General features: G+C 68.7%; 19 protein-coding genes. 5 read left to right on the forward strand and 14 right to left on the reverse strand.

The genetic code is table 11. From position 1 onward, the window contains the following. Positions 1–15 precede the first annotated feature (15 nt). Positions 16–1,266: an MFS transporter gene (locus tag ACLJRL_RS19720; protein WP_410657681.1), complete on the reverse strand. Its 1,251-nt coding sequence runs from the start codon at positions 1,264–1,266 to the stop codon at positions 16–18. Continuing rightward, the gene (locus ACLJRL_RS19725; protein ID WP_410657682.1) at positions 1,263–2,603 is read right to left on the reverse strand and encodes a M20/M25/M40 family metallo-hydrolase; all 1,341 of its coding nucleotides are present in this window, start codon (positions 2,601–2,603) and stop codon (positions 1,263–1,265) included. Before ACLJRL_RS19725 ends, ACLJRL_RS19720 begins: the two co-directional genes overlap by 4 nt. 68 nt (positions 2,604–2,671) lie before the next feature. On the opposite strand from ACLJRL_RS19725, the gene ACLJRL_RS19730 reads away from it, so the two are divergent. Next, positions 2,672–3,214 carry a winged helix-turn-helix transcriptional regulator gene (locus tag ACLJRL_RS19730; protein WP_410657683.1) on the forward strand — a complete coding sequence of 181 codons (543 nt, stop codon included), beginning with the start codon at positions 2,672–2,674 and terminating at the stop codon, positions 3,212–3,214. A gap of 75 nt (positions 3,215–3,289) precedes the next feature. Here ACLJRL_RS19730 and ACLJRL_RS19735 read toward each other — a convergent pair whose 3' ends face one another. The 6 genes from ACLJRL_RS19735 to ACLJRL_RS19760 all read right to left on the reverse strand — a co-directional run bounded on the left by ACLJRL_RS19735 (position 3,290) and on the right by ACLJRL_RS19760 (position 8,345). Next, positions 3,290–4,633: an SPFH domain-containing protein gene (locus tag ACLJRL_RS19735; RefSeq protein WP_410657937.1), complete on the reverse strand. Its 1,344-nt coding sequence runs from the start codon at positions 4,631–4,633 to the stop codon at positions 3,290–3,292. Positions 4,634–4,691: 58 nt separating this feature from the next. After that, positions 4,692–5,123, reverse strand: coding sequence for an NfeD family protein (locus tag ACLJRL_RS19740; RefSeq protein WP_410657684.1), 432 nt, complete (start codon positions 5,121–5,123; stop codon positions 4,692–4,694). A 95-nt stretch (positions 5,124–5,218) separates the two neighbouring features. Continuing rightward, positions 5,219–6,034: a DUF3097 domain-containing protein gene (locus tag ACLJRL_RS19745; RefSeq protein ID WP_410657685.1), complete on the reverse strand. Its 816-nt coding sequence runs from the start codon at positions 6,032–6,034 to the stop codon at positions 5,219–5,221. 50 nt (positions 6,035–6,084) lie between these two features. Next, entirely contained in the window at positions 6,085–6,963 is an 879-nt protein-coding gene (locus tag ACLJRL_RS19750) for an aminoglycoside phosphotransferase family protein (RefSeq protein WP_410657686.1), read from the reverse strand. A gap of 19 nt (positions 6,964–6,982) precedes the next feature. Continuing rightward, complete coding sequence (locus tag ACLJRL_RS19755) at positions 6,983–7,765, reverse strand: SCO1664 family protein (RefSeq protein ID WP_410657687.1); 783 nt, start codon at positions 7,763–7,765, stop codon at positions 6,983–6,985. 4 nt (positions 7,766–7,769) lie between these two features. Then, the gene (locus ACLJRL_RS19760) at positions 7,770–8,345 is read right to left on the reverse strand and encodes a DUF3090 domain-containing protein (protein WP_410657688.1); all 576 of its coding nucleotides are present in this window, start codon (positions 8,343–8,345) and stop codon (positions 7,770–7,772) included. A gap of 143 nt (positions 8,346–8,488) precedes the next feature. Here ACLJRL_RS19760 and ACLJRL_RS19765 point away from each other — a divergent pair, with 143 nt between their 5' ends. Genes ACLJRL_RS19765 through ACLJRL_RS19780 form a run of 4 tightly spaced genes read left to right on the forward strand, consistent with a single transcriptional unit; the run spans position 8,489 to position 12,428 of the window. Further along, positions 8,489–10,429, forward strand: coding sequence for a prolyl oligopeptidase family serine peptidase (locus ACLJRL_RS19765; RefSeq protein WP_410657689.1), 1,941 nt, complete (start codon positions 8,489–8,491; stop codon positions 10,427–10,429). Continuing rightward, entirely contained in the window at positions 10,426–11,313 is an 888-nt protein-coding gene (locus tag ACLJRL_RS19770; protein ID WP_410657690.1) for an LD-carboxypeptidase, read from the forward strand. The genes ACLJRL_RS19765 and ACLJRL_RS19770 overlap by 4 nt, the downstream gene beginning before the upstream one ends. Before the next feature lie 48 nt (positions 11,314–11,361). Continuing rightward, positions 11,362–11,988, forward strand: a complete 627-nt coding sequence (locus tag ACLJRL_RS19775) for a class I SAM-dependent methyltransferase (protein ID WP_410657691.1) — start codon at positions 11,362–11,364, stop codon at positions 11,986–11,988. 23 nt (positions 11,989–12,011) lie between these two features. Continuing rightward, positions 12,012–12,428 carry a TIGR03668 family PPOX class F420-dependent oxidoreductase gene (locus tag ACLJRL_RS19780; RefSeq protein WP_410657692.1) on the forward strand — a complete coding sequence of 139 codons (417 nt, stop codon included), beginning with the start codon at positions 12,012–12,014 and terminating at the stop codon, positions 12,426–12,428. A gap of 184 nt (positions 12,429–12,612) precedes the next feature. Here ACLJRL_RS19780 and mptB read toward each other — a convergent pair whose 3' ends face one another. The 6 genes from mptB to ACLJRL_RS19810 all read right to left on the reverse strand — a co-directional run bounded on the left by mptB (position 12,613) and on the right by ACLJRL_RS19810 (position 21,816). Further along, positions 12,613–14,172 carry a polyprenol phosphomannose-dependent alpha 1,6 mannosyltransferase MptB gene (gene mptB / locus ACLJRL_RS19785; protein ID WP_410657693.1) on the reverse strand — a complete coding sequence of 520 codons (1,560 nt, stop codon included), beginning with the start codon at positions 14,170–14,172 and terminating at the stop codon, positions 12,613–12,615. Positions 14,173–14,254: 82 nt separating this feature from the next. After that, positions 14,255–15,904 carry a nickel ABC transporter ATP-binding protein NikE gene (gene nikE, locus ACLJRL_RS19790; RefSeq protein ID WP_410657694.1) on the reverse strand — a complete coding sequence of 550 codons (1,650 nt, stop codon included), beginning with the start codon at positions 15,902–15,904 and terminating at the stop codon, positions 14,255–14,257. Next, the gene (locus tag ACLJRL_RS19795; RefSeq protein ID WP_410657695.1) at positions 15,901–16,806 is read right to left on the reverse strand and encodes an ABC transporter permease; all 906 of its coding nucleotides are present in this window, start codon (positions 16,804–16,806) and stop codon (positions 15,901–15,903) included. The genes nikE and ACLJRL_RS19795 overlap by 4 nt, the downstream gene beginning before the upstream one ends. Then, positions 16,803–17,834 carry an ABC transporter permease gene (locus ACLJRL_RS19800; RefSeq protein ID WP_410657696.1) on the reverse strand — a complete coding sequence of 344 codons (1,032 nt, stop codon included), beginning with the start codon at positions 17,832–17,834 and terminating at the stop codon, positions 16,803–16,805. Before ACLJRL_RS19800 ends, ACLJRL_RS19795 begins: the two co-directional genes overlap by 4 nt. Positions 17,835–17,843: 9 nt before the next feature. Next, positions 17,844–19,733: an ABC transporter substrate-binding protein gene (locus ACLJRL_RS19805; protein ID WP_410657697.1), complete on the reverse strand. Its 1,890-nt coding sequence runs from the start codon at positions 19,731–19,733 to the stop codon at positions 17,844–17,846. Between the two features lie 292 nt (positions 19,734–20,025). After that, complete coding sequence (locus ACLJRL_RS19810; protein WP_410657698.1) at positions 20,026–21,816, reverse strand: hypothetical protein; 1,791 nt, start codon at positions 21,814–21,816, stop codon at positions 20,026–20,028. Positions 21,817–21,895: the final 79 nt, after the last annotated feature.

The following is a 21,895-nucleotide window of genomic DNA, read 5'->3' on the forward strand; positions in this document are numbered from 1 at the left end:
ACCTGAAAGGGACTTTCAGCTCCGGTATCGGCGGGCGAGCACCACGCAGGTACCGCTGAGCAGTGCGAGCGCGGTGATCCAGTAGCTGGGCGCGAGCTTGGACCCGGTGGCCGAAATCAGCAGGGTGATGGCCAGTGGGGTGACTCCGCCGAAGAGGATGACGCCGATGTTGTAGCTGATCGACAGCCCGGTGCCTCGGTTGCCGACCGGGAACATTTCGGCCATGGCCGCGGGCAAGGGGCCCGCGTACCAGGCTTTGACCAGGCCCATCACCGCCAAGGCCAGCACCAGGGTGACCATCTCCGGTACGGCGCGGATGAGCAGGAACAGCGGGATGCTGATGAGCGCGATGACGGCGGCGGCCGCGGTGAGCATCCGGGTTCTCCCGATTTTGTCGGAGAGGTGTCCGGCCACGGGAGTGAACACGGTGAGGACGGCACCGGTCACGAACGTCGCGGTGAAACTCGTCGATGGGGACATGCCGAGTTGCCGGATGGCGAACGTCGGCATGTAGGTGATCAGGTAGGAGAACCCCGTCGATATCGCGATCATGCCCATGACCAGCAGAACCCGTGCCTTGTCGTTCCGCAAGAGGTTCGCCAGTGGGCGAGTCGGTCCGGCGTCGGACGTGGCACGCGCGGTGATGAACTCGGGTGAGTCCCGTAGCCGGGTGCGAATGTAGTAGCCGGCCGGGCCGAGGAGCAGGGCGACCACGAACGGGATCCGCCAGCCCCACGCATCGAATTGCGCGGGGCTCAGGAAGGAGCTCGTGGTCGCGAGCAGTCCGGTCGCGAGCAGGACCGCGAAGGCCTGGCTGGCGGTTTGCCAGCTGCCCATGAAGCCACGTCGCCCGGCGTGACTCTCGACGAGTAGCGCGGTGGCGGAGCCGAACTCACCGCCCGCGGAGAATCCCTGGATCACCAGAGCGAGGAGCATCCCGATCGGGGCGAGCACGCCGATCTGCTGGTAGCCGGGCAGGATCACGATCAGCAACGAGCCGAGGGTCATCAGCCGGATGGCCACGGTCAAGGCCGCCAACCGGCCGGCCCGGTCGGCGTAGACCCCCAGCACCACCGCGCCGATCGGCCGGGCCAGGTAGGCGGCCACGGCCGTACCCAGCGCCAGCATCAACGACGTCACCGGGTTGGCTGACGGGAAGAACTGCCGCGCGATGACATCGGCGACCAAGGCGTAGGCGGTAAAACTCAGCCATTCCAACATGTTCCCGGTCGAGGCCGCCGCCACGATCCGCACGGTCGCGTTCATCGTCGGCCGATGCTGGACAGGACACTGGCCGCGGTCACGATGCCCTGGTGGAACCGCTCCAGTTCGAAGTTCTCGTTCGGCGCGTGGTTACGCTCGTCGACATTCGCCAGCGCGATGCCGTAGCAGGGCAGCGCCAGACCCTCGGTGAGTGCCGAGATCGGCAGGCTGCCGCCCAGCGCCGGAACGGCCAATGCCTGCTTCCCGTGTGCCTCGGTCACCCCACGCAGCACGAGGTCGGCATACGGTGCGTCCGGTAAGGTGCGGGACGCCTCCATGGTCGCCCCGAATTGCAGCTCGGCGTGCGGCAGGTGCTCACTGACGTGCGCGCGGACCGCGTCGATGACCGTCTCCGCCCGCTGCCCGCAGGCCAGCCGCATATCGCAGCGGGCCACCGCGACCGACGGGATGACCGTCCGGTGCTCGTCGTTGTCCATGCAGGTCAACGAGTTGATACTGAACGTGGGCATCGCGAGTCGTTCGTTGACGTCCTGACCGCGGCTGACATCCATCCGGTCCAGTCCCGCTCCCGCCAGCATCGCGGCCGGGTCGATCGGCAGTGCTCGCAGCGCGTCGAGCTCGGCGTCGGTCAAGGGCGTTACGCCGGCGTCGTAGCCGTCGATGGTCACCTGGCCGTCGGATGCGCGCATAGTGGAAAGCAGCCAGATCAGCTCCCAGGCCGGATTCGGCGCGACGTTGCCCCAGTTTCCGGAATGCAGCGCGCTGTTCGCGCCCCGCACGGTGATCTCGAAGGCCACGACACCGCGCACTCCGAGCGCGACTGTCGGCTCGTAACTGTCGTGCACCGGCCCGTCGCTCCACACCGCGAGATCAGCGGCCAATTCCTCCCGCATCCCCTCGAGCGTGCCGGCCAGATGAGGACTGCCGATCTCCTCCTCGCCGTCGAGCACGACGGTCACCGAGCACGGCAGTCCCCCATGGATCTCGCGCAGTGCGCGGAGGGCCAGGAGCTGGGCGAGGTGCTGCCCCTTGTTGTCGCCGGTGCCACGCCCGTACATCCGGCCGTCGCGGATGCTCGCCTCGAACGGCGGACTGTGCCATTCCTCCGGCGGCCCCGCCGGCTGAACGTCGTAGTGCCCGTAAATCACCACGTGCGGACTATCCGCCGGACCCGCCGCGTGCCCGACGACCATCGGCCATCCGCCGGTCTCCACGGCCCGTGCGCTGAGCCCGCTGCGTTCCAGCAACTCCAGCGCGTACGGCATGGCCCGTTCCATGCCCTCGCCCGTAGCGCTCACGCTGGGTACCGCGATCCAGTCGGCAAGCTCCTGCTCGTGCCGCGGCCGGTGCCGCCGCACGTATTCCTTGACCGAGTCCACGTCGACTCCTCATCGATTTCATCGAATGAAATTGATTTCGAGTATGCAAATCGATTACAGTCCTGTCAATGGCCGGACAGATCGAGGACCCAGCCGCGACGCCTGAAGAGTTGCGCGCGCTCTCCCACCCGCTGAGCTGGCGCGTCCTGCGGTTGTGCCTGGACACGGCCTGGACCAACCAGCAGCTCGCCGAACGCCTCGACGTCGCACCCGCCACGCTGCTACGCAGGTTGCGGGCACTGACCTCAACCGGATTTCTCGTGGCCGAGGCTCCACGGCGAGGGCACAAAGGAGCCTGGGAACATCCCTACCGGGCAACCAAGAAAACCTGGCGTCTCAACCTCGAGCCGCCGAGCGATCGCCATCTCACGGCCAAGGTCGACCTCGCGATCCTGGACGCACACCGCGCGGAGATCAGCGAGAACGACCCGTCAGTCCCCCAGCACACACGGCGGGCCGTTCTGCGACTGGATCCAGGCGACCAGGCTGAACTGAACAGAAGAGTCGACGCGCTCCTCGACGAGTTCGCCGGACGAGAGAAACCCGGCCAGGCGCCCATCGCCATCCTGTGGAACGCCGCCGCACGCCACGATTCTCCCGAACAACCCTGAAGGCGGGGCAAGGCAAACCCACGAAAAGGGCCGCCCCGGACAGAATTCGTCCAGGACGGCCCTTTCGGCTCTTGCTCAGCGCTGCGGCGGCGGCCCACCCTGCGGCCCGCCGAACGGACCCTGCTGCGGGAACGGTCCGCTACCACCCGGCGCCTGTCCCGGAGGGCCCTGGTACGGACCTCCCTGCGGCGCCGGAGGCTGGGGCTGCGGCAACCGGGCAGGCGGGGCCTGCTGCTGCTCAGGCTCGGCCGGAGCTTCGGTCGCCCCCGATGCCTGCGGAACCTGAGGCGCGGCCGGCGGCTCCTGTCGCGGCGACGAGACGCCGATCGCCGGAACCTCCTTGCGTGCCACGGCTTCCGCGGCCGCGACGGCCTCGGCGACCTTCGGGTCACTGGAAACGTCGAACCAGCCCTGCACCTCTTCGTCCTCGAGGTCCGGCTTCTCGGCGACGTCGTCCTTCGGCGGCTCGTAACGGAACACGCCGTCGTCGCCCGGCGCACCGAGCGCACGGGCGAACCCTTCCAGCGCCTTGCCGTAGTCGCTCGGGATCATCCAGACCTTGTTCGCGTCACCCTGCGCCAGCTGCGGCAGGGTCTGCAGGTACTGGTAGGCCAGGACCTCAGGCGTGGGACGCCCCGCCTTGATCGCCGCGAAGACCTTCTCGATCGCCTTCGCCTGACCCTGCGCCTGCAGGTAGCGAGCGGCACGTTCACCCTGAGCGCGCAGGATCCGCGACTGCCGTTCGGCCTCGGCGCCGAGAATGGTCGCCTGCCTGGCACCTTCGGCCGAGAGGATCTGGCTCTGCTTCTGGCCTTCCGCGGTCTTGATCGCCGATTCACGCTGACCTTCGGCGGTCAGGATCATCGCGCGCTTCTCACGGTCGGCACGCATCTGCTTCTCCATCGAGTCCTGGATGGAGGGCGGCGGGTCGATCGCCTTCAGCTCGACTCGCGCGACACGGATGCCCCAGCGGCCGGTGGCCTCGTCCAGCACACCGCGAAGCTGGCTGTTGATCGAGTCACGCGAGGTCAGCGTCTGCTCGAGGCTCATGCCACCGACGACGTTTCGCAGCGTCGTCGTGGTCAGCTGCTCGACACCGACGATGTAGTTGGAGATCTCGTAGACCGCGGCCCGCGAATCCGTGACCTGGAAGTACACGACTGTGTCGATAGACACCGTCAGGTTGTCCTCCGTGATGACCGGCTGCGGAGGAAACGAGACGACCTGCTCACGAAGGTCGATCCGCGCCCGCACCTTGTCCAGGAAGGGCACCAGAAACGTCAGGCCGGGAGAAGCCACCGTCCGGAACCGGCCCAGCCGTTCGATCACAGCGGACTGCGCCTGCGGCACGACCATGATCGCCTTGACCACGACGACGACCACGAACAACGCGAGCAGCCCGACGACGATGAACACCACTGTCTCTGACAACTACCTTCCCCTTACTTAGAAACCTGTTGCTGTGCGGCCGTCCGGCTCACAGCGCGGCCGAAACGACCGCCGTGGCGCCCGAGATCTCGACGACCGTCACCGACGTACCCGGGGCGATCGGTTCCCCTTCGGTCATGCACCGTGCCGACCAGACGTCACCCGCCAGCTTCACCTGGCCGCCTTCGACGTCCACAGTGGACACTACTACCGCTCGCGCGCCGATCAGCGCGTCGGTGTTGGTCTTGATGTCCGGTCCCGAGAGGAACCGGCGTTTGAGGGCCGGGCGGACGAGGGCGAGCATCCCGACCGACGCGACGGCGAACACCGCGACGTCGATGAACGGGTTCCCGGTCAAGGCTGCGGAGCCGGCCCCGAACAGGGCTCCGACGCCGACCATGAGCAGGAACAGGTCCCCCGAGAGGAGCTCGGCGATGATCAAGAGGATGCCGGCGATCAGCCAGATGAGAGCGCCTGTCATGCGTTCATGCTCCCAGATCGCGCCGATTCATACCGAAGAAGCGAAACCGACGTGACCGACGCGTGACCTTGAGTGACCTCGCGGCTACCTCGCATTCAAGACTCCTCACCCGGATCGGTGACGAAGTCGATGAGCCGTTCCACCGCTCCGATCAGCGGTGTTTCCAGATCGCGGTAGCTGCCGACAGCCGCCAGGACCCGCTGCCAGCCCTCGTACGGCTCGCCCCAGCCGAGCGCGTCGCAGACGCCTTCCTTCCACTCGGTGCCCCGCGGGATCTTCGGCCAGGCGCGGATGCCCACGACCGAGGGTTTCACCGCTTCCCAGATGTCGATGTACGGATGCCCGGTGATCAGCACGTTCTCGTCACGGATTCCGTCGACGATCCGGGATTCCTTGCTGTTCGCGACGAGATGGTCGACCAGCACACCGAGACGGCGCCCGGGTCCGGTACCGAACGCGCCGATCCGGTCGGACAGGACGTCGACGCCGTCGAGAGGCTCCACCACGACGGCCTCGACCCGCAGATCGTGTCCCCAGACCCGTTCGACGAGTTCGGCGTCGTGCTTGCCTTCCACCCAGATGCGTGAATCGCGCGCGACGCGGGCTTTGAGTCCCGCGACGTGGACCGAGCCGGACGCGGAGATCTGCCGTTCCGGTGCCTTCGGCGCCGGTTTCGCCGGGATCAGCGTCACCGGTTTGCCTTCGAGCAGGAATCCCGCCGGCTCCAGCGGGAACACGCGATGATTGCCATGCCGGTCTTCGAGGACGACGTTGCCGTACTCGATCTTCACCACGGCGCCGCAATATCCGCTGGCCGGGTCCTCGACCACGAGTCCCGGCTCGGCCGGCACCTCGGGGATCTTCCGCTTGCGCGGCCCGGACAGCACGTCGTCATACGAATGAGAGCGCACGGCCGACGACGCTAGCGGCGGCCGAGGTCAGCGTCGCCCCGCCACGCCGGTCAGGCGGCCATCCGGAGCATCGCTTCGATGAACGGCGTCCGCTCACCGCGGCTGAGCGGGCGGATCACGAACAGCGGGGACAGCGCGACGCACCACGCCCGGACGCGCTCGGCGTCGAACCCGGGCAGATGCGGCGCGAGGGCGTCGAAGCCGTCTTCGAGAGTTCCGCCGTCCATCATCGGCAACGTGACCCAATCGGCCAGGTCGAAGTCCGGGTCGCCGACGCTCGGACGCGGGTCGATGGCGACCGCTCCCCGGCCAGGCCCGCCGTCGAGCACGTTGCCCGGGTGCAGATCGCCGTGCACGATCGAGGTCGCTCCCCCACTGGTCGCGAGGTCGAGCGCCCGCAGCCGGGCGCGGTCGAGTGTCTCCAACGGCAGTGCGGCTTCGGCCGCGGATCCGCGCAAGCCCTGCTCGGCGAGCGTGTACATGAACACCACGCGGTCTTCGAGCGTCGAGAAACCGGCGGGCGGGGCCACCGCGTGGATCTGGGTCAGCAGGTCACCGATCTCGGCCCACGGGACGTTGACGCCCGCTTCGAACAACTGCGTGCCGGGATCGATGCCTTCCAGCAGGATCGCACCGTCGGCGAGTTCCGTACCGAGCACCTGCACGACGCGGGAACAGCCGCTCCAGGCACGCAGCGCGGCGGCCTCGGTCTCGGCGATCGTGTGATCCGGGGTCAGCTTCAGGACCTTCTTGACGCCGTCGTCCCCGGCACAGATCAGAGTGCGGCCGGTGTTGCCCGGCTTCGCATCGACGACGGTGAGACCCCACTGCTTCGCCAACCGCGCCACAAGCGCGGGCAGACCATCGCACCACGAGCCGACGTCTTCACCGAACCGGGTGACCAGGCGCGCCCGAGCCTGATCGTCCATCACCACTGTCATCGGGACCTCAGAACAGCGGCCACGGGATGGCGCGCCAGTCGTCCCCCGGCGCGGGGAAGACACCCTCGGCCAAAAGCACCTCGGTGCGCTCGGCGATCGCGCGGATCTCGAACCCGGTGATGTGCTCGCTGAGCGCTTCCCCGAACTCGCCGTCCAGCTTCTCGCGCAGTCCCCGCAGCTTGCCGACCTCGGCTTCGGTGAGCCGCTCGCCGATCCAGCCCCACAGCACGGTCCGCAGCTTCGGGTCGGTGTGCAGGCAGATGCCGTGATCCACACCGTAGATCCGGCCGTCCGCGCCGGCGAGCACGTGGCCGCCCTTGCGGTCGGTGTTGTTGACCACGATGTCGAGCACGGCCAGTTCCCGCATGTCCTGGCGATCCGCGTGCGCGAGCACCGCGGGCTCGCCGTCGCGGTCGTGCGCGTGCAGCACGACACGCCAGCCGTCCGGAAGGCTTTCGGGAGAACGGACGTCGACCAGATCCTCATCGGTGGTCTCGATCCACAACTGCACCATGCCCGGACCGAACGGCCCGTCGCGCAGCACGGTGGGCGGGATCGCGCCGAGCCCGGAGGCGTCGGCGACCATGGCCGTCGCGACCTCGCGGCCGGCGAGCGTCCCGTCCGGGAAGTCCCACAGCGGCCGTTCACCGGAAACCGGCTTGTAGACGACATTGCCGGTCACACCGTCGAGTTCGATCTTGCAGAAGAGCGTGACGTTGGACGCGGCGACGAGCCTGCCTTCGACGTCGATCTTGCCGCGCGCCACCAGATCCCGTGGAGTGTCCGCCACCGGGTCAGTCCTCGATGACGTCGACGTCGCGCCGGTAGCCGTTCTGCCGCGGGCAGATGTGCCCGGCCGGATCGAGCGGCTCGGCGCACAGCGGGCACGGACGGCGGCCGGCGTTGACCACCCGGTCGGCACGTTCGGCGAACGCCCGCGCCGCACCCGGGGACAGGAAGACACGGACGGCGTCCGGCCCCTCCTCGGTGTCGTCCAGAACGACCGTTTCGTCCACCTCGCCCTCGGTAATCGCGAGCAGTTCGATGACGACGGCGCTGCTGTCCGCGTCCCAGCCGAGACCCATGGTCCCGACGCGGAACTCCTCCTCGACCGGAACGGTCAGGGGATCGACGTCGAGCAGTTCGTCGGGCGCGTCGGCCGGTACGTCCGCGCCGAACCGGTTGGCGACCTCTTCCAGCAGCGAGCTGAGCCGTTCGGCCAAGACCACGACCTGCTGTTTTTCGATCGTCACACTGATCGTGCGAACGTCTTCGGACGCCTGGAGGTAGAACGTGCGGTCGCCGGGTTCCCCGACGGTCCCGGCGACGAACCGGTCGGGCTGGCGGAAGACATGGATTACGCGAGACATGGCCCTTTGACCCTAGGCCACCACCCCATGATCGGCATCCGCCGCCCCACCGTTCAGCCGTGGGCGAAATCGCCGCGCGGAAAGGGTTGTCACGGGTGTGCCCCGGGCCACCACGCGCAAAGTGGCGAACCTAGTCTTCCCCTGTGGTTGAGATCGCCCCTTACGGCACCTGGACGTCTCCCCTGTCTGCCGCGGACGTCGCGGCGTCGGGAGTCAGCGCGCAATGGCTCGGAACGGCCGGAGACGAGGTCTGGTGGGCCGAAGCCCGAACCGGTGAAGGCGGGCGCGTCACGCTCGTGAGGTCGCGCGCGGACGGCACGGTCGAAGACGTCCTTCCCGCTCCCTGGAACGTCCGGAACCGGGTGCACGAGTACGGAGGCCGGCCCTGGCTGGTGATGGACGACGTCCTCGTCTTCACCCACTGGGCGGACCAGCGCGTCTACCGTCGCGATCTGACCACCGGCGAAACGACCGCCCTGACCCCGGAACCCACGACCCGGCACGGGATCCGCTACGGCGACCTCCGCCCCGGCCGCCCCGGCGAGGTGTGGCTCGTACGCGAACGCAGCACCGGCCCGCGCCGCGCCGACATCGCCCGCGACCTCATCGCGCTCCCCCTCGGCGGCGGCACCGCACGCGTGCTGGCGGCGAGCCACCACTTCCTCACCGCACCGCAGTTGTCGCCCGACGGCGCGCGGGCCGCCTGGATCGGCTGGAACCACCCGGCGATGCCTTGGGACGGCACGGAACTCTGCGTCGCCGACGTCCTGGAGGACGGCACGTTCGGCCCGCACCGAGTGCTCGCCGGTGCCGCGGACGTCGCCGTCTGCCAGGTCGAGTGGGAAACCGCGGACAGCCTGCTCGCGCTCCTCGATCCCAGCGGCTGGTGGAACCTGCACCGCGTCGGGCTCGACGGTGAGAGCACGAATCTCGCGCCCGTCGAGCAGGAAATCGGCGGTGCGCTGTGGAAACTCGGCGCACGCTGGTTCACGCAGCTCGGCGGCGGCAAGCACGCGGTCCTGGCGTCGGGCAAGCTCGCCATCCTCGACGAGGCGACCCGTCAGGTCACCCCGGTGGCCGCCGCGGCCGACCTGACGGCGTGGTCCACCAACGGTTTCGCGGTCCACGCGGGCGGCATCGCCGGCGTCGCCGCCGGACCGGAGCGCGAAGGCGCCGTACTCGAGATCGACCTCGACACCGGGTCCCTGACCGAACTCGCGTCCGTACCCGCGCCGCCGTCACCGGACTACCTCTCGACGCCGGCGGAACGGATCTTCGAGACCGAGGACGGCGCTCGCGTTCCCGCTTTCGTCTACCTGCCCGCGAACGCGGACTTCGCCGCGCCGGACGGCGAACGGCCACCGCTGCTGGTGTACCCGCACGGCGGGCCGACCGGCCGCGACAGCGCGGTCCTGGACTTCGAGATCGCGTACTTCACCAGCCGCGGCATCGCCGTCGTCACGGTGAACTACGGCGGCTCGACCGGCTACGGGCGCGCCTACCGCGAGCGGCTTCGTGAGCAGTGGGGCGTCGTCGACGTCGCGGACTGCGTCGCCGTGGCGGAAGCGCTCGCCGCCGAGGGCACCGTCGACGGCGACAGGCTCGCGATCCGCGGCGGGAGCGCGGGCGGATACACCTCCGCCGCGTCGCTGACCACCACGACGACCTACCGCGCGGGCACCGTCATGTACCCGATCCTCGACCTCTACCAGTGGACCGGCGAAGGCGGCGAGACCCACGACTTCGAGTCCCGCTACCTCGACGGGCTCATCGGGCCGCTGCCGGAGACCGAGCAGCGTTACCTCGACCGCTCGCCGATCAACAACGCCGGGACCCTCGCCGGGCCGCTGCTGTTCCTGCAGGGGCTGGAGGACGAGATCTGCCCGCCCGAGCAGGCGGACCGGTTCGTGGCCGGACTCGCGGGACGCGGCATCGAGCACGCCTACCTGCGGTTCGAAGGCGAACAGCACGGCTTCCGGAAAGCGGAGACCATCGTCGCCGCGCTCGAAGCCGAATTGTCCTTCTACGGCCAGATCCTCGGCTTCGAGACCCCGGGCGTGGCGACGCTCCCGCTCAGCCGGTGAAGCCGCCGAAGGTGAGGCCGGGCGACACGATCGCCCTGATCGCTCCGGCGGGTCCCGTGCCGGCGGACCTCGTGGACAAGGCACTGCCGGTGCTGCACGGCTGGGGTGTCGAGGTCCGCGTCGGCGCATGCGTCCGCGCGACGCCCGAGGGCTACCTGTCCGCACCCGACGCGGAACGGGCCGCAGAGTTCACCCAGGCCTGGCTGGATCCGGGCGTGACCTGTGTCCTCGCGGCACGTGGCGGCTACGGCGCCCAGCGGATGCTCGACCTGATCGACTGGGCCGCGTTGCGCGCCGCCGGGCCGAAGGTGCTCGCCGGGTCCAGCGACATCACCGCGCTGCACCGGGCGGTGAATGTCCACTGGGGACTGGAGACGCTGTTCTCCCCCATGCCGGCGAGCGTGCTGTTCGACGCGGTGGCCGCGGAACACCTGCGGCTGTCGTTGTTCGAACCCGAGAGTGTCCGGACGATCGCGTCGCCGACTTCGTCGCCACTGGTACCCGGTACCGCGACCGGCACGCTCATCGGCGGCAACCTCGCCCTGCTCGCCGCCGGGCTCGGCACGCCGGAACAGGGTTCGGCCGCCGGCGCGATCGTGCTGCTGGAAGACGTCACCGAAAGCCCGTACCGGATCGACCGGATGCTGACGCAGTTGCTGCGGTCCGGCTGGTTCGACGGCGTGCAGGGGGTCGTGCTGGGATCGTGGGCGTCATGCGGGGATCCCGGGGTGATCCGGGATCTGCTCCTGGAACGGCTGGGCCCGCTCGGCGTGCCGATGGTGTGGGACTTCGGCTTCGGCCACGTCCCTGCGTCGCCGACCATCCCGCTCGGCGCCCGCGCGACCCTCGACGCCGATGCGGGCACGATCACGCTTTTGCCGTAACAGCAACGGAACTTGCGCGCTCTTCCGGATCGCGGGCATCTTGCGGTCATGGACTCCTCACGGCAATTCTGGGAAGACTTCTACCGGGACAAGGACCAGGTCTGGAGCGGGAAGGCGAACCCGCTCCTCGTGCGCGAGGTCGCTCCGCTGGCACCCGGCACGGCGCTGGACCTCGGATGCGGTGAAGGCGGCGACGCGATCTGGCTCGCCCAGCAAGGATGGCGCGTCACCGCCGTCGACATTTCGGACACCGCACTGAAGCGCGCCGCCGGGCATGCGACCGAAGCCGGTGTCGACGGCATCGCCTGGGAGCGCCACGACCTCACCGAGTCGCTCCCCGAAGGACGGTTCGACCTCGTTTCGGCGCAGTTCTTCCACTCCCCGGTCGAAGAAGACGGCGGGCGGGACAAAGCACTCCGCCGGGCCGCCGACGCCGTGTCGCCGGGCGGCACGTTGCTGGTCGCCGGGCACGCGGGCTGGCCCACATGGTTGAAAGAGCCGCCGCACGCCGACGTCCACTTCCCCACGCCCGCCGAGGTGCTCGAAGCGTTGGCACTGCCCGCGGGTGAATGGACGGTGGAACTCCAGGACGTGGTGGAGCGCGACTTCCCCGGGCCCGAGGGACAGGCTGGGACGCGTACGGACAACGTGCTGCGGGTACGGCGCTCGGCTTAGCCCGCGGCGGTACCGTTGACGGCATGCGGTTGACGGCGGCGGAAACCCGGGCCCGGTTCGAAGGCGAACGGATCGCGAGGCTGGCGACCACGGGTTCGGACGGCGTGCCTCATCTGGTGCCGGTGACGTTCGTACTCGAAGGCGACTCGGTGGTGTTCGCGATCGACCACAAGCCGAAGAGCACGACGGCGTTGCGGCGACTGAAGAACATCGCGGAGAACCCGGTGGTCGGCTTCCTGACCGATCACTACGACGAGGACTGGTCCCAGCTGTGGTGGGCGCGGGCGGACGGCGTCGCACGAGTACTCACCGATCCGGCCGAGCAGGCGCTTCCGGCGCGGCTTCTGCGGGAGAAGTACCCGCAGTACGAAGCGATGCCCGCTCCGCATGCCATCGTGAGCACACTGGTCCACTCCTGGCGAGGCTGGCGCGCTTCTTAGTTGCTTTTGGACTTCTGCTGCCGTTTCACGGCAGCAGAAGTCGCCCTGCCGTATAGGGCGTTATACATTTCTCATTGGTCGTCGCAGCTGTCTGTGAAGGCCTCCTTCACGGACTCTGAGTCCCTCAAGGTGGCCTTCACGGACTCCTCGAACTGAGGTACCCGCCAGCACTCCCCCCAGGTCGTCAGGAGCGAGGGGCTTCAGCGGGCAGGAACTGCTCCACCGGCTTCCCTCGCCAGGCCGCGACAACGCCCAGCGGGTCCGGACGAAGCAGCGAAGCGGCCGCATAGACGCTCGCGGCGACGACCCCGGCCATGAACCACCAGTCGTACAGCGCCTGCTCGCCGGTCGGGTAGTACACCAGCGTCACGAACACCGACACCGCGACGACGACGGCGAGGTTCCGGCGGCGCCATTCGAAGGCGGACAGGACCACGAAGCCCCAGGTCAGGTACCACGGCAGCGAGGGCGGCGGGACGATCGCGCCGGCCAGCAGGACGATCGCCATCCGGTGGATCGCCGGGTTGCCGCCGTTGCGGGCCAGCCACCACTGGCGGCCGGCGAAGACGAACAGGCCGACCATCGCGATCGCCCGGAACACGGTGACGAACGGCGAGACCTCGACGTCGATCACCAGGTTCACCAGCGAGTAGAAGACCTCGCCGATCCCGGTCGGGAAGTTCATCCAGTTCGCGATCAGCGTCGGCGCCTTCAGGCCGGTCAGCCAGCCGAGGTTGACCGAGCCGAGCGAGAGCCACGTGCCGACGACGAACACCGGCAGGAAGATCCCGACCGACGCGGCGCCCGCGCGGAAGAAGTTGACCACCTTGCGGTCGCCTGGCAGGTGGTTCGCCCAGACCCAGACCAGGAACGGCAGCGCCCAGGCCGCGGTGGGCTTGATCAGCATGCCGACGGTGACCAGGACGATCGCGAGGACGTGTTTGCGCTCCAGCGCGGCCAGGACGCCGATGGTGAGGAAGCCCAGCATCAACAGGTCGTTGTGCGGGCCGCCGACGAGGTGGATCACCGTCATCGGGCTGGCGATGGCGAGCCACAGGGTGATCGGCAGCTTGCCGCCGAGGTGCTTGACCAGCCGCGGCAGCGACCACAGCATCCCGACGAGCCCGATCATCAGCACGAGCCGGGTCGCGATGACCCCGGCGATCATGTCGTTGCCGGTGACCGAGACGATCCCCTTCGCGACCAGCAGGAACAGCGGGCCGTACGGGGCGGGCGTGGTCTGCCACAGCGGGTGGACGTTCTGCACGACGTCCGGCAGCACGGCCAGTTCGGCCGGGCCGTTCGCGTACGGGTCGAGCCCGTTCAGCAACTGGGCGCCTTGGGCGAGGTAGGAGAAGACGTCCCGGGTGAACAGCGGCGGCGAGACCAGCAGCGGCGCCATCCAGCAGGCCGCCGCGATCACGATCGGACGGCTGCCGATCCGGCCGGCCAGCGCGTAGCGGCCCAGCCGGACCCACGCCCAGATGATCAGCGCGAAGCCCGTGTAGAGCATCGTGTTGGCCAGCATGCGGCCGTGGCCGTAGCGGATCCACGACAGTGGACCGTGCCCCAGGACGGGGTCACGGATGAGGATGCCGCCCGCGCCGAGCGCGGCCAGCATCAGCAGCGTGCTGCCTATGGTTCCCATCGCGATGGTGCGGTACGGGAACCGGGAAGGCACCCGGAGCCGCTCGCCGAGCGAGCCGGCCGAGGGCGTCTGCGGGGAGTCTGTCGTGGTCGCCATTTCGAGATTGGAGGTTACACACCGCGCCTGTGCGAGTGCGCGGCAATGGGTATTTCCGCGTCCGGCACGGGAAACCCGTCGCTCATCGGTCGGCCGCCGCCCGCTGGGCGGTACCCCCGGGCAACGCGGCGAGCAGTGACTTCGTGTACTCGTGTTTCGGGTCCAGCAGGACCTCTTCCACGGTACCGACCTCGACGAGTTCCCCTCGGTACATCACCGCGACCCGGTCCGCGATGTTCCAGGCCAGCCCGAGGTCATGGGTGATCACGAGCCCGGCGAGACCCAGCTCACGCCGCAGGCGCAGCAGGAGCGCGAGGATCTCACCGCGGACGGACGCGTCGAGCGACGCCACCGGCTCGTCGGCCACCAGGACACCCGGGTCGAGCGCGAGCGCGCCCGCGATGACGACGCGCTGCCGCTGGCCCCCGGACAGTTCGTGCGGGAGCCGGTCGAAGTACTTGTCGGCGGGCCTCAGTTCGGCCGCTTCCAGGGCCTTGGTGACGATCTCGTGCTCGTTCGCGCCCAGGCCGTGGATCCTTGGTCCTTCCGCGACGGCCTCGTACACCGTGTGGTTCGGGTTCAGCGCGCTCGTCGGGTCCTGCAGGACCAGCTGGACCTGCCGCCGGTACGCCTTGAGCCCGGCACCGCCGAGCGGGACCGGTTTGCCGTCGTAGCGCACCGCTCCGGAGTCGGATTTCTGCAGTCCGAGCAGCGTCCGGGCCAGCGTCGTCTTCCCCGAGCCGGACTGGCCGACCAGCGCGACGATCTCGTCCCGCCGCACCTGGAGGGTCACCCCGGCGACGGCGTTGATCCGCTTGCCGGTGCGGTCGCGGAAGCTCACACGCAGGTCCTCGGCCTCCAGCAACGCGGGCTGGTCGCCGCCGCGGTCCGGTTCCGGCGGCAGCGGGGTGCTGGTGGCCGGCGCGAAGCGCGAGACGGGGTCGCCGACGGTCGGGAACGCCGCCGCGAGCGCCTTGCTGTGCTCATGCCGCGGCGCGCCCATCAGCTCGGCGCTCGGCCGTTCCTCGACGATCTCGCCGTCGTACATCACCGCGATGCGGCGGCAGGTCGCGGCAAGGACGGACAGGTCGTGGCTGATCATGATCAGCCCGATGCCCTGTTCGGCGACGAGCCTGCCCAGCAGGTCGAGCACCTGGGCCTGGACGATGACGTCGAGGGCGGTGGTCGGCTCGTCGGCGATGATCAGCCGGGGCGAGCAGGCCAGCGCCATCGCGATCATGACGCGCTGTTTCTGGCCGCCTGAGAGCTCGTGCGGGTAGGCGCCCGCCCGGCCGGTGGGCAGGTCGACCTGTTCGAGCAGTTCCGAGACCCTGGCCTGCACCTCGGCTTCCGAAAGGGCCTTGCCGCCGGGCGGGTGCAGGCGGATCGGCTCGGCGATCTGCTCGCCGATCTTGCGGACCGGGTTGAGCGCGTGCATCGCGCCCTGGAACACGATCGAGGCTTCGGCCCAGCGCACGGCGCGCAGCCTGCCCCATTTCATGGCCGCGATGTCCTCGCCGTCGAGGAGGATCTCCCCGCTGACCTTCGCCGAACGCGGGAGGAGCCGCAGCACGCTCATCGCGACCGTCGACTTCCCCGAGCCCGACTCCCCCGCCACGCCGAGCGTGTCGCCGGGTTCGAGCACCAGGTCGACGCCGCGGACGGCGGCGACCTCACCGCTCCCGGTCGTGTAGGTGACACCGAGATTCTTCAGTTCGAGCAAGGGGCTCATGAGTGCTGTCCCTTCAGGCGCGGGTTCAGCACGGTCTCCAGCGCGCGTCCGACGAGGGTGAAGGCGAGTACGACCACGACGATCGCGAAGCCCGGCGGCAGCAGGTTCCACCAGGCGCCCTTGCTGATCGCGCCGTTGTTCAGCGCGGCCTGCAACATGGCGCCCCAGGAGATGGTGTTCGGATTGCCGACGCCGAGGAAGGCCAGTGTCGCGTCCGCGATCACCGCGTTGCCGACGACGAGGGTGGTGTTGGCCAGCACGAGCGGCATGACGCCGGGCAGGACGTGCTTGCCGATGATGTGCAGGTGACCGCCGCCGAGCGCCTTCGAGCGTTCGATGTACGGACGGCTCTCGATCGTCAGGGTCTGGGCCCGGACCAGTCGCGCGGTACTCGGCCAGGCGGTGACGCCGATGGCGATGATCACCGTCATGGTGCCCTGCTCCAGCACCGAGGCCAGTGCCACGGCGAGGACAAGCGACGGCAGTACCAGGAAGAAGTCCGTGAACCGCAGCAGCAGCCCGGACAACCACCCGCCGAAGTGCGCGGCCGCGATCCCGATGATCGTGCCGATCAGCACCGAGAGGAACGCCGCCGAGAAGCCGACGAGAAGCGAGATCCGCGCTCCCCAGAACGTCATCAGCAGTACCGAGCGGCCGTCGATTTCGGTGCCCAGCCAGAACTCCCCGCTGGGCGGGTTCAGCGAACCGCCGGTGGCCTTGGTGACGTCGAGACCGGACTCGTCCGAGATCACCGGGGCCAGGATGGCCAGCACGGTGATGACGGCGAGGAAGGCCAGGCCGAACACGCCCGCCTTGTTGATCACGAACTCGTGCCAGTGCTTCGCCATGGCCGCGCGACGGCGGCGCCAGACGATCGAGCCGGGTTTCTCCGCTGTGGTCATGCCGTCCGCACCCTGGGGTCGAGCACGCGGTAGAGCAACTCCGCGAGCAGGTTCATCAGCACCACCGCGCCGGCGAGCACGACGAAGACTCCTTGCAGCACAGGCAGATCAGGACCGCGCAGCGCTTCGTAGAGCAGCTGGCCGAGCCCCGGCCAGCTGAACACGGCCTCGACCGAGACCGCGCCCGAGACCACCATGCCGAACTGCATGAAGACCAGCGTCACCGTCGGGAGCAGGGCGTTGGGCACGGCGTGCCGCTTGCGCACGAGGTCGTCCCGCAGCCCCTTGGCCCGCGCGGTGGTGAGGTAGTCCGCGTTCATCTCGCCGATCAGCGAAGACCGCATGACCAGCATGTACTGCGCGTAGAACACGACCAGCAGGGTCACGCACGGCAGCACCAGATGGTGGAGGACGTCGAGTCCTTCACTGAAGAAACCTGGCGCGGCGTCCGGGGAATGCATGCCCCGGCTGGGAAAGAGCCCGTTGCTCGCGACCAGCAGCATGAGCCCGAGCCAGAACTGCGGGACCGACCAGAGGGTCAGCGCGAGTCCTGTTTGGACCTTGTCGAACCTGCTCCCCCGGCGCCAGCCGGCGCGGATGCCGAGCCAGAGGCCGAGCGCGATCGCGAGCACGGTCGCACTGCCCACGAGCAGGATCGTGGGCCACAACCGCTCACCGATCAGATCGATGACCGGACGCTTCTGGAGGTACGAGTCGCCCATGTCGCCCTGGATCAGAGCGACCAGGTAGTTCCAGAACTGCTGCAGCAGTGGCTTGTCCACGCCCATCCGGTCCCGCAGCTCCGCCATCATCGTCGGATCTGTCGGCCGGTCGCGGACCATGAACCGCACGGGGTCGCCGGGCAGCGTCCGGAACAGGAAGAACCCGAGCACGACGACGAGCGCGAGGCTCGCCAGCGCGCCGCCGATCTTGGAGAGGACGAACCGGGTGGTGCCGGTCCCACCCCGGCGCTCGTCGGGATCGACGAGCGCCGAGGTCTGGTCGAGGGAACTGAGTGCTTCGGTCAACGCGGTCCTTTACTCCCGGTCGTCGGCCGACTTGCCGCGACGCCCGAGCAGCACGCCGCCGCCGACGAGCACCACGAGGACGACCGCGCCGATGCCGATCCACAATCCGGTGTTGCTGCCGCTGTCCTCGGAGTTGGCCGCCGCCGCGTCGACAGGGGTGGCGCCGTAGACGCCCCAGTAGCCGGACTGTTCGAGGATCGCGCCGTCGGGCTGCGGCTGCTTGGTGAACGAGGCGAACTTGTCCGAGCGGTAGGCCTCGAGCACGTTGTCGTAGTCCAGGACGACGTCGACGTACTGGTTGGCCAGCACGGCCTGGGCCTGCTTGACGATCTCGGCGCGCTTGGCCGGGTCGAACTCGGTCAGCTGCTTCTTGTACAGCTCTTCGTACTGCGGGTCGCAGAAGAACGTCGCCGACGTGCCGCCGTTGCCCTGCGCGTTCGGGCGCGCGGCGCAGGTGTTCAGGCCGAGGGCGTAGTCCGGGTCGGGCGAGGTGCCGTAGCCGGAGATCGCGAGGTCGTAGTTGCCCGCGGTGGTGCGGTCGTCCAGCTCGTCGTCGGAGACCAGTTCCTGCTTGACGGCGATGCCGATGTCCTTGAGCCAGCCGCCGATGAACTGGGCCGTGCGCTGGTCGAACGGCCGGTTCGCGTGGCCGGCGAGCCGGAACTCCAGCTTCGCGCCACCGGGAGCGACGCGGATGCCGTCCGCCCCCTTGGCGAAGCCCGCCTGGTCGAGCGTGGCGTTGGCGGCCGCGATGTCGTACTTGGTCTTCTCCGTGTCCGACGGGGTCCAGGTGAAGGCCTTGTAGATCGCGGGCACGACACCGGTTCCGGGCTGGCCGTAGCCGCTCATCACCCGATCGACGATCGCCTGCGTGTCGATGGCCTGCGCGATCGCCTTGCGGACGCGGATGTCCTTGAGCAGCGGGTTGCCGTCACCGATCGGCTGGTCGGCCACGTTCTTGACGCCGAAGTTGACGATGAGCTCGTTGTACCGGCGCCCGGGAGCCTTGTTCGTGGTGATGTTCTTCTCGCCCTTGAGCGCGTCGAACTGCGTCGGCGTGAGCCGGTTGATGACGTCGACCTCGCCCTGCTTCAACGCGTTGACGGCGGCCTCGGCGTCCTTGAACTGCAACAGCTGCAGTTCGTCGACCTTGGGCGCGCCTCGCCAGTAATCCTTGTTCGCCTTGAACTTCACGAACTCGTTCTTCTTGTACTCGGTCACCAGGTACGGCCCGCTACCGACGCCGACCACGGCCATCTCGTCGGTCGAGGGAGCGTTGAGGTCCTTGATCGGCTCCCAGATGTGCTTGGGCACGATCGGGACGTCGAGCGAGGTCATGCTCGCCTGCGGCGCCTTGGTCTTGATGACGAGCGTCTTGTCGTCCGGCGCCGACACCGACTCGAAGTTGGTGACGTAGCTGCCGTTCGCGGTGCGGGCGTTCTCGTCGTCGAGCATCCGCTGGAAGGTGTACGCGGGGTCCTGCGCGGTCACCGGCTTGCCGTCGGACCACTTCATCCCCTGGCGGATGGTGAAGGTCCAGGTGAGCTTGTCGTCCGAGGTCTTCCACGACTCGGCGACCCCACCCGTGGGCTGGGTGTCCTCGGCGGAGGGCAGCGTCAGGAACTCGTAGTTGAACCGGCCGACCTGGGTCGCCGCCGACAGCGAGGCGGTGAACGGGTTCAGGTGGTCGATCCCGGTCGTGAGCGCCACCCGCAGCACCTTGCCCTGCTGCTGTGCCCCCGCGGTGGGCGCGAACGGCACCGCCGCCACCGCCGAAGCGGCAAGGACCGCGACTACGCGGAGACCACGTTGCCGCCTGGGAAAACGCTCTGTGCGCACGAAGACCACCCCATCGAATTTCGCTGTGTACCAACCCCCGAGGCGGAAAAGTAACCACATGTCGCGGTAACCGCGCAATGACACGCCAATACGGCTCGTGCACGGAGGACGTCATCGCGTGGTCAACAGCTACTTTTAGTGACACTTACATAGCATTAGGTCACTGAATCCGCGTATGACGAGGGAACTTGCCCTGTGTCCTGGCTATTCAAGGAGAACGGACTTGCAAAAAGCTTGCGCGCGATGATGCTCAATCGATACGTGGCAACGAAGTGCGAGCAAAGCGAAAAGTCCTCTGGTTGCGGTCCTCGCACGTGCGAGGACCGCAACCAGAGGACTGATCGCACGGGCTTCAGCTGACGGAGACCTCTCGGCGGCGCGCGGAGGCGGCGGCCGCGTAGAGCCACGCGAACAACGCCCACATGGCGGCGAAGAGGATGCCGACGGTGGCGTAGGCGATCGTCCACAGCACGGCCGGCGTCTCCGACTTCCGCTCACGCTGCAGGAAATCGATCTCGGACATGAACTCGCGCGGTCCGGAGGCGGCGTCGATCGCCGGGGCGTTCGCCGCTGGGTCGGCGGGCGCGTAGATCGGGGCCAGCCCCATCACCCGGTTCGGGACGTGCACGCGGATCCCGGTCTTCCACTGGCCGTACACCGGCAGCGGCTCGGCGGTGCGGTACACGCCGTCGCCGATCTTCTCCAGCGGCGCCGTGAAGAAATCGCCTCCCTGCCAGGAGAACCCGTTCAGCCACACCGCGTCGTCGGCCAGATCCGGCCGGGAGATCGTGACGGTCGCGTCGACCCAGCGCGGCGTCCCGCCGCCGTGCGGGTCCGAGATCGGCAGCCCGGCGGCGGCTTCGGTCAGCCGGACGTCCGCGGTGAACCCGGCCTCCGGATCCGCCGGGACGGCGACCGAGGACATCAGGGCGACCGCTCCCAGCGCGCCGACGAGGCCGACCGCGTGCCGAGGGCCCGCGGCGGGCACCAGCGTCGCCGTCTCCTCGACCCGCTGGTACTGCCACACACCGATGAACGCGCCCGCCAGCGCCGCCCCGGTACCGAACAGGACGAACAACGGCAGATGGGCGGTCGGCCACGGGTTCGGCATCAGCCATTGGGTGAACGCCGCCTCGGCGAGCATCCCGGCGGTCCCCACGAGCAGACCGGCCACCGCGGCGAAGGAGTAACCCTGGCGATTGCGCATCACCAGCGCGACGACCTCGATGATCACCGCCTCGGCGATGTACGGCAGCAACGAGGCCACGTGCAGGTCGGCGAACAGCGGGATGACGGTGAAGGAAGCGCGAGAGACGAGGAAGACCGCGACGACGATCAGCGCGCCACCGGGTCCCCAGGAAAGCCGTCCGTAGGTGAGTGTCCAGGCGCCGATCAGGCCGACGAGGACGACCTGGGACAGCATCGGGAACTGCGGGACGCCGAGGTCGAATTCCATCAGGAACGCCGAGGCGCCCATCATCCAGGCACCGGCGAGCACCGGGCCGAGCAGGCGCACGATCGGGCCGGTCGCGCCGACCTGGCGGGCTTCGCCGAGGAGCAACTGCAGACCGAGCACGACGCTGACGCCGCCGCCGATCATCAGGACGTGGGTGGGACCCCATTCGGTGACGTCCTGCCCGAACAGCCGGTGCCAGACGTCGTCGAGCGGGAACCCGGCGATCCCGATCAGGCCGGTCGCCATCATCTGGATCGAGCCCATCGGAGCCCGCCAGTGCGGGCCGATGCGGAAGGTGCGCTTGGGGAGGTTCTTGGTCGCCAGGGTCGCGCTGAGCACGCCGGCGGCGAAGATGCCCATCAGTCCGAAGTAGATCGGGTAGTGCGACGGGTTCGCGAGCGGCCCTTCGTCGCGGCCGAGTTCCATGTGGATCGGAACGTCCCAGTAGACGCCGATCAGGGCCGACATCCCCGACAGGAACGCGACGACCATCGGCAGCGCGGCCCAGCGTGGCAGCCCGCTGAAGTCACCCGTCCAGTCGGCGATCCGTCCGACGATCGTCCGCTTCCCCGCGCGTTCGCGGAGCACGAAAAAAGCCAGTGGGAGGAAGACCGCGGTGAACATCAGGCCCGCGATGACGATCTGCCCGAATTGCGCGCCGCCGGCAGGCGGGCTCTCCTGAGCCATGAACACCGTGCTCGCCTTCCTGCTAACCTAAGTAACTGTTACCTTGGGGTAACACGATAGGGGTCAGGTCCCGGCTAGG

Origin of the sequence: Amycolatopsis sp. lyj-112 (genome assembly GCF_046549055.1) — a bacterium.
In the GTDB taxonomy this organism is placed as follows: Bacteria; Actinomycetota; Actinomycetes; order Mycobacteriales; family Pseudonocardiaceae; genus Amycolatopsis.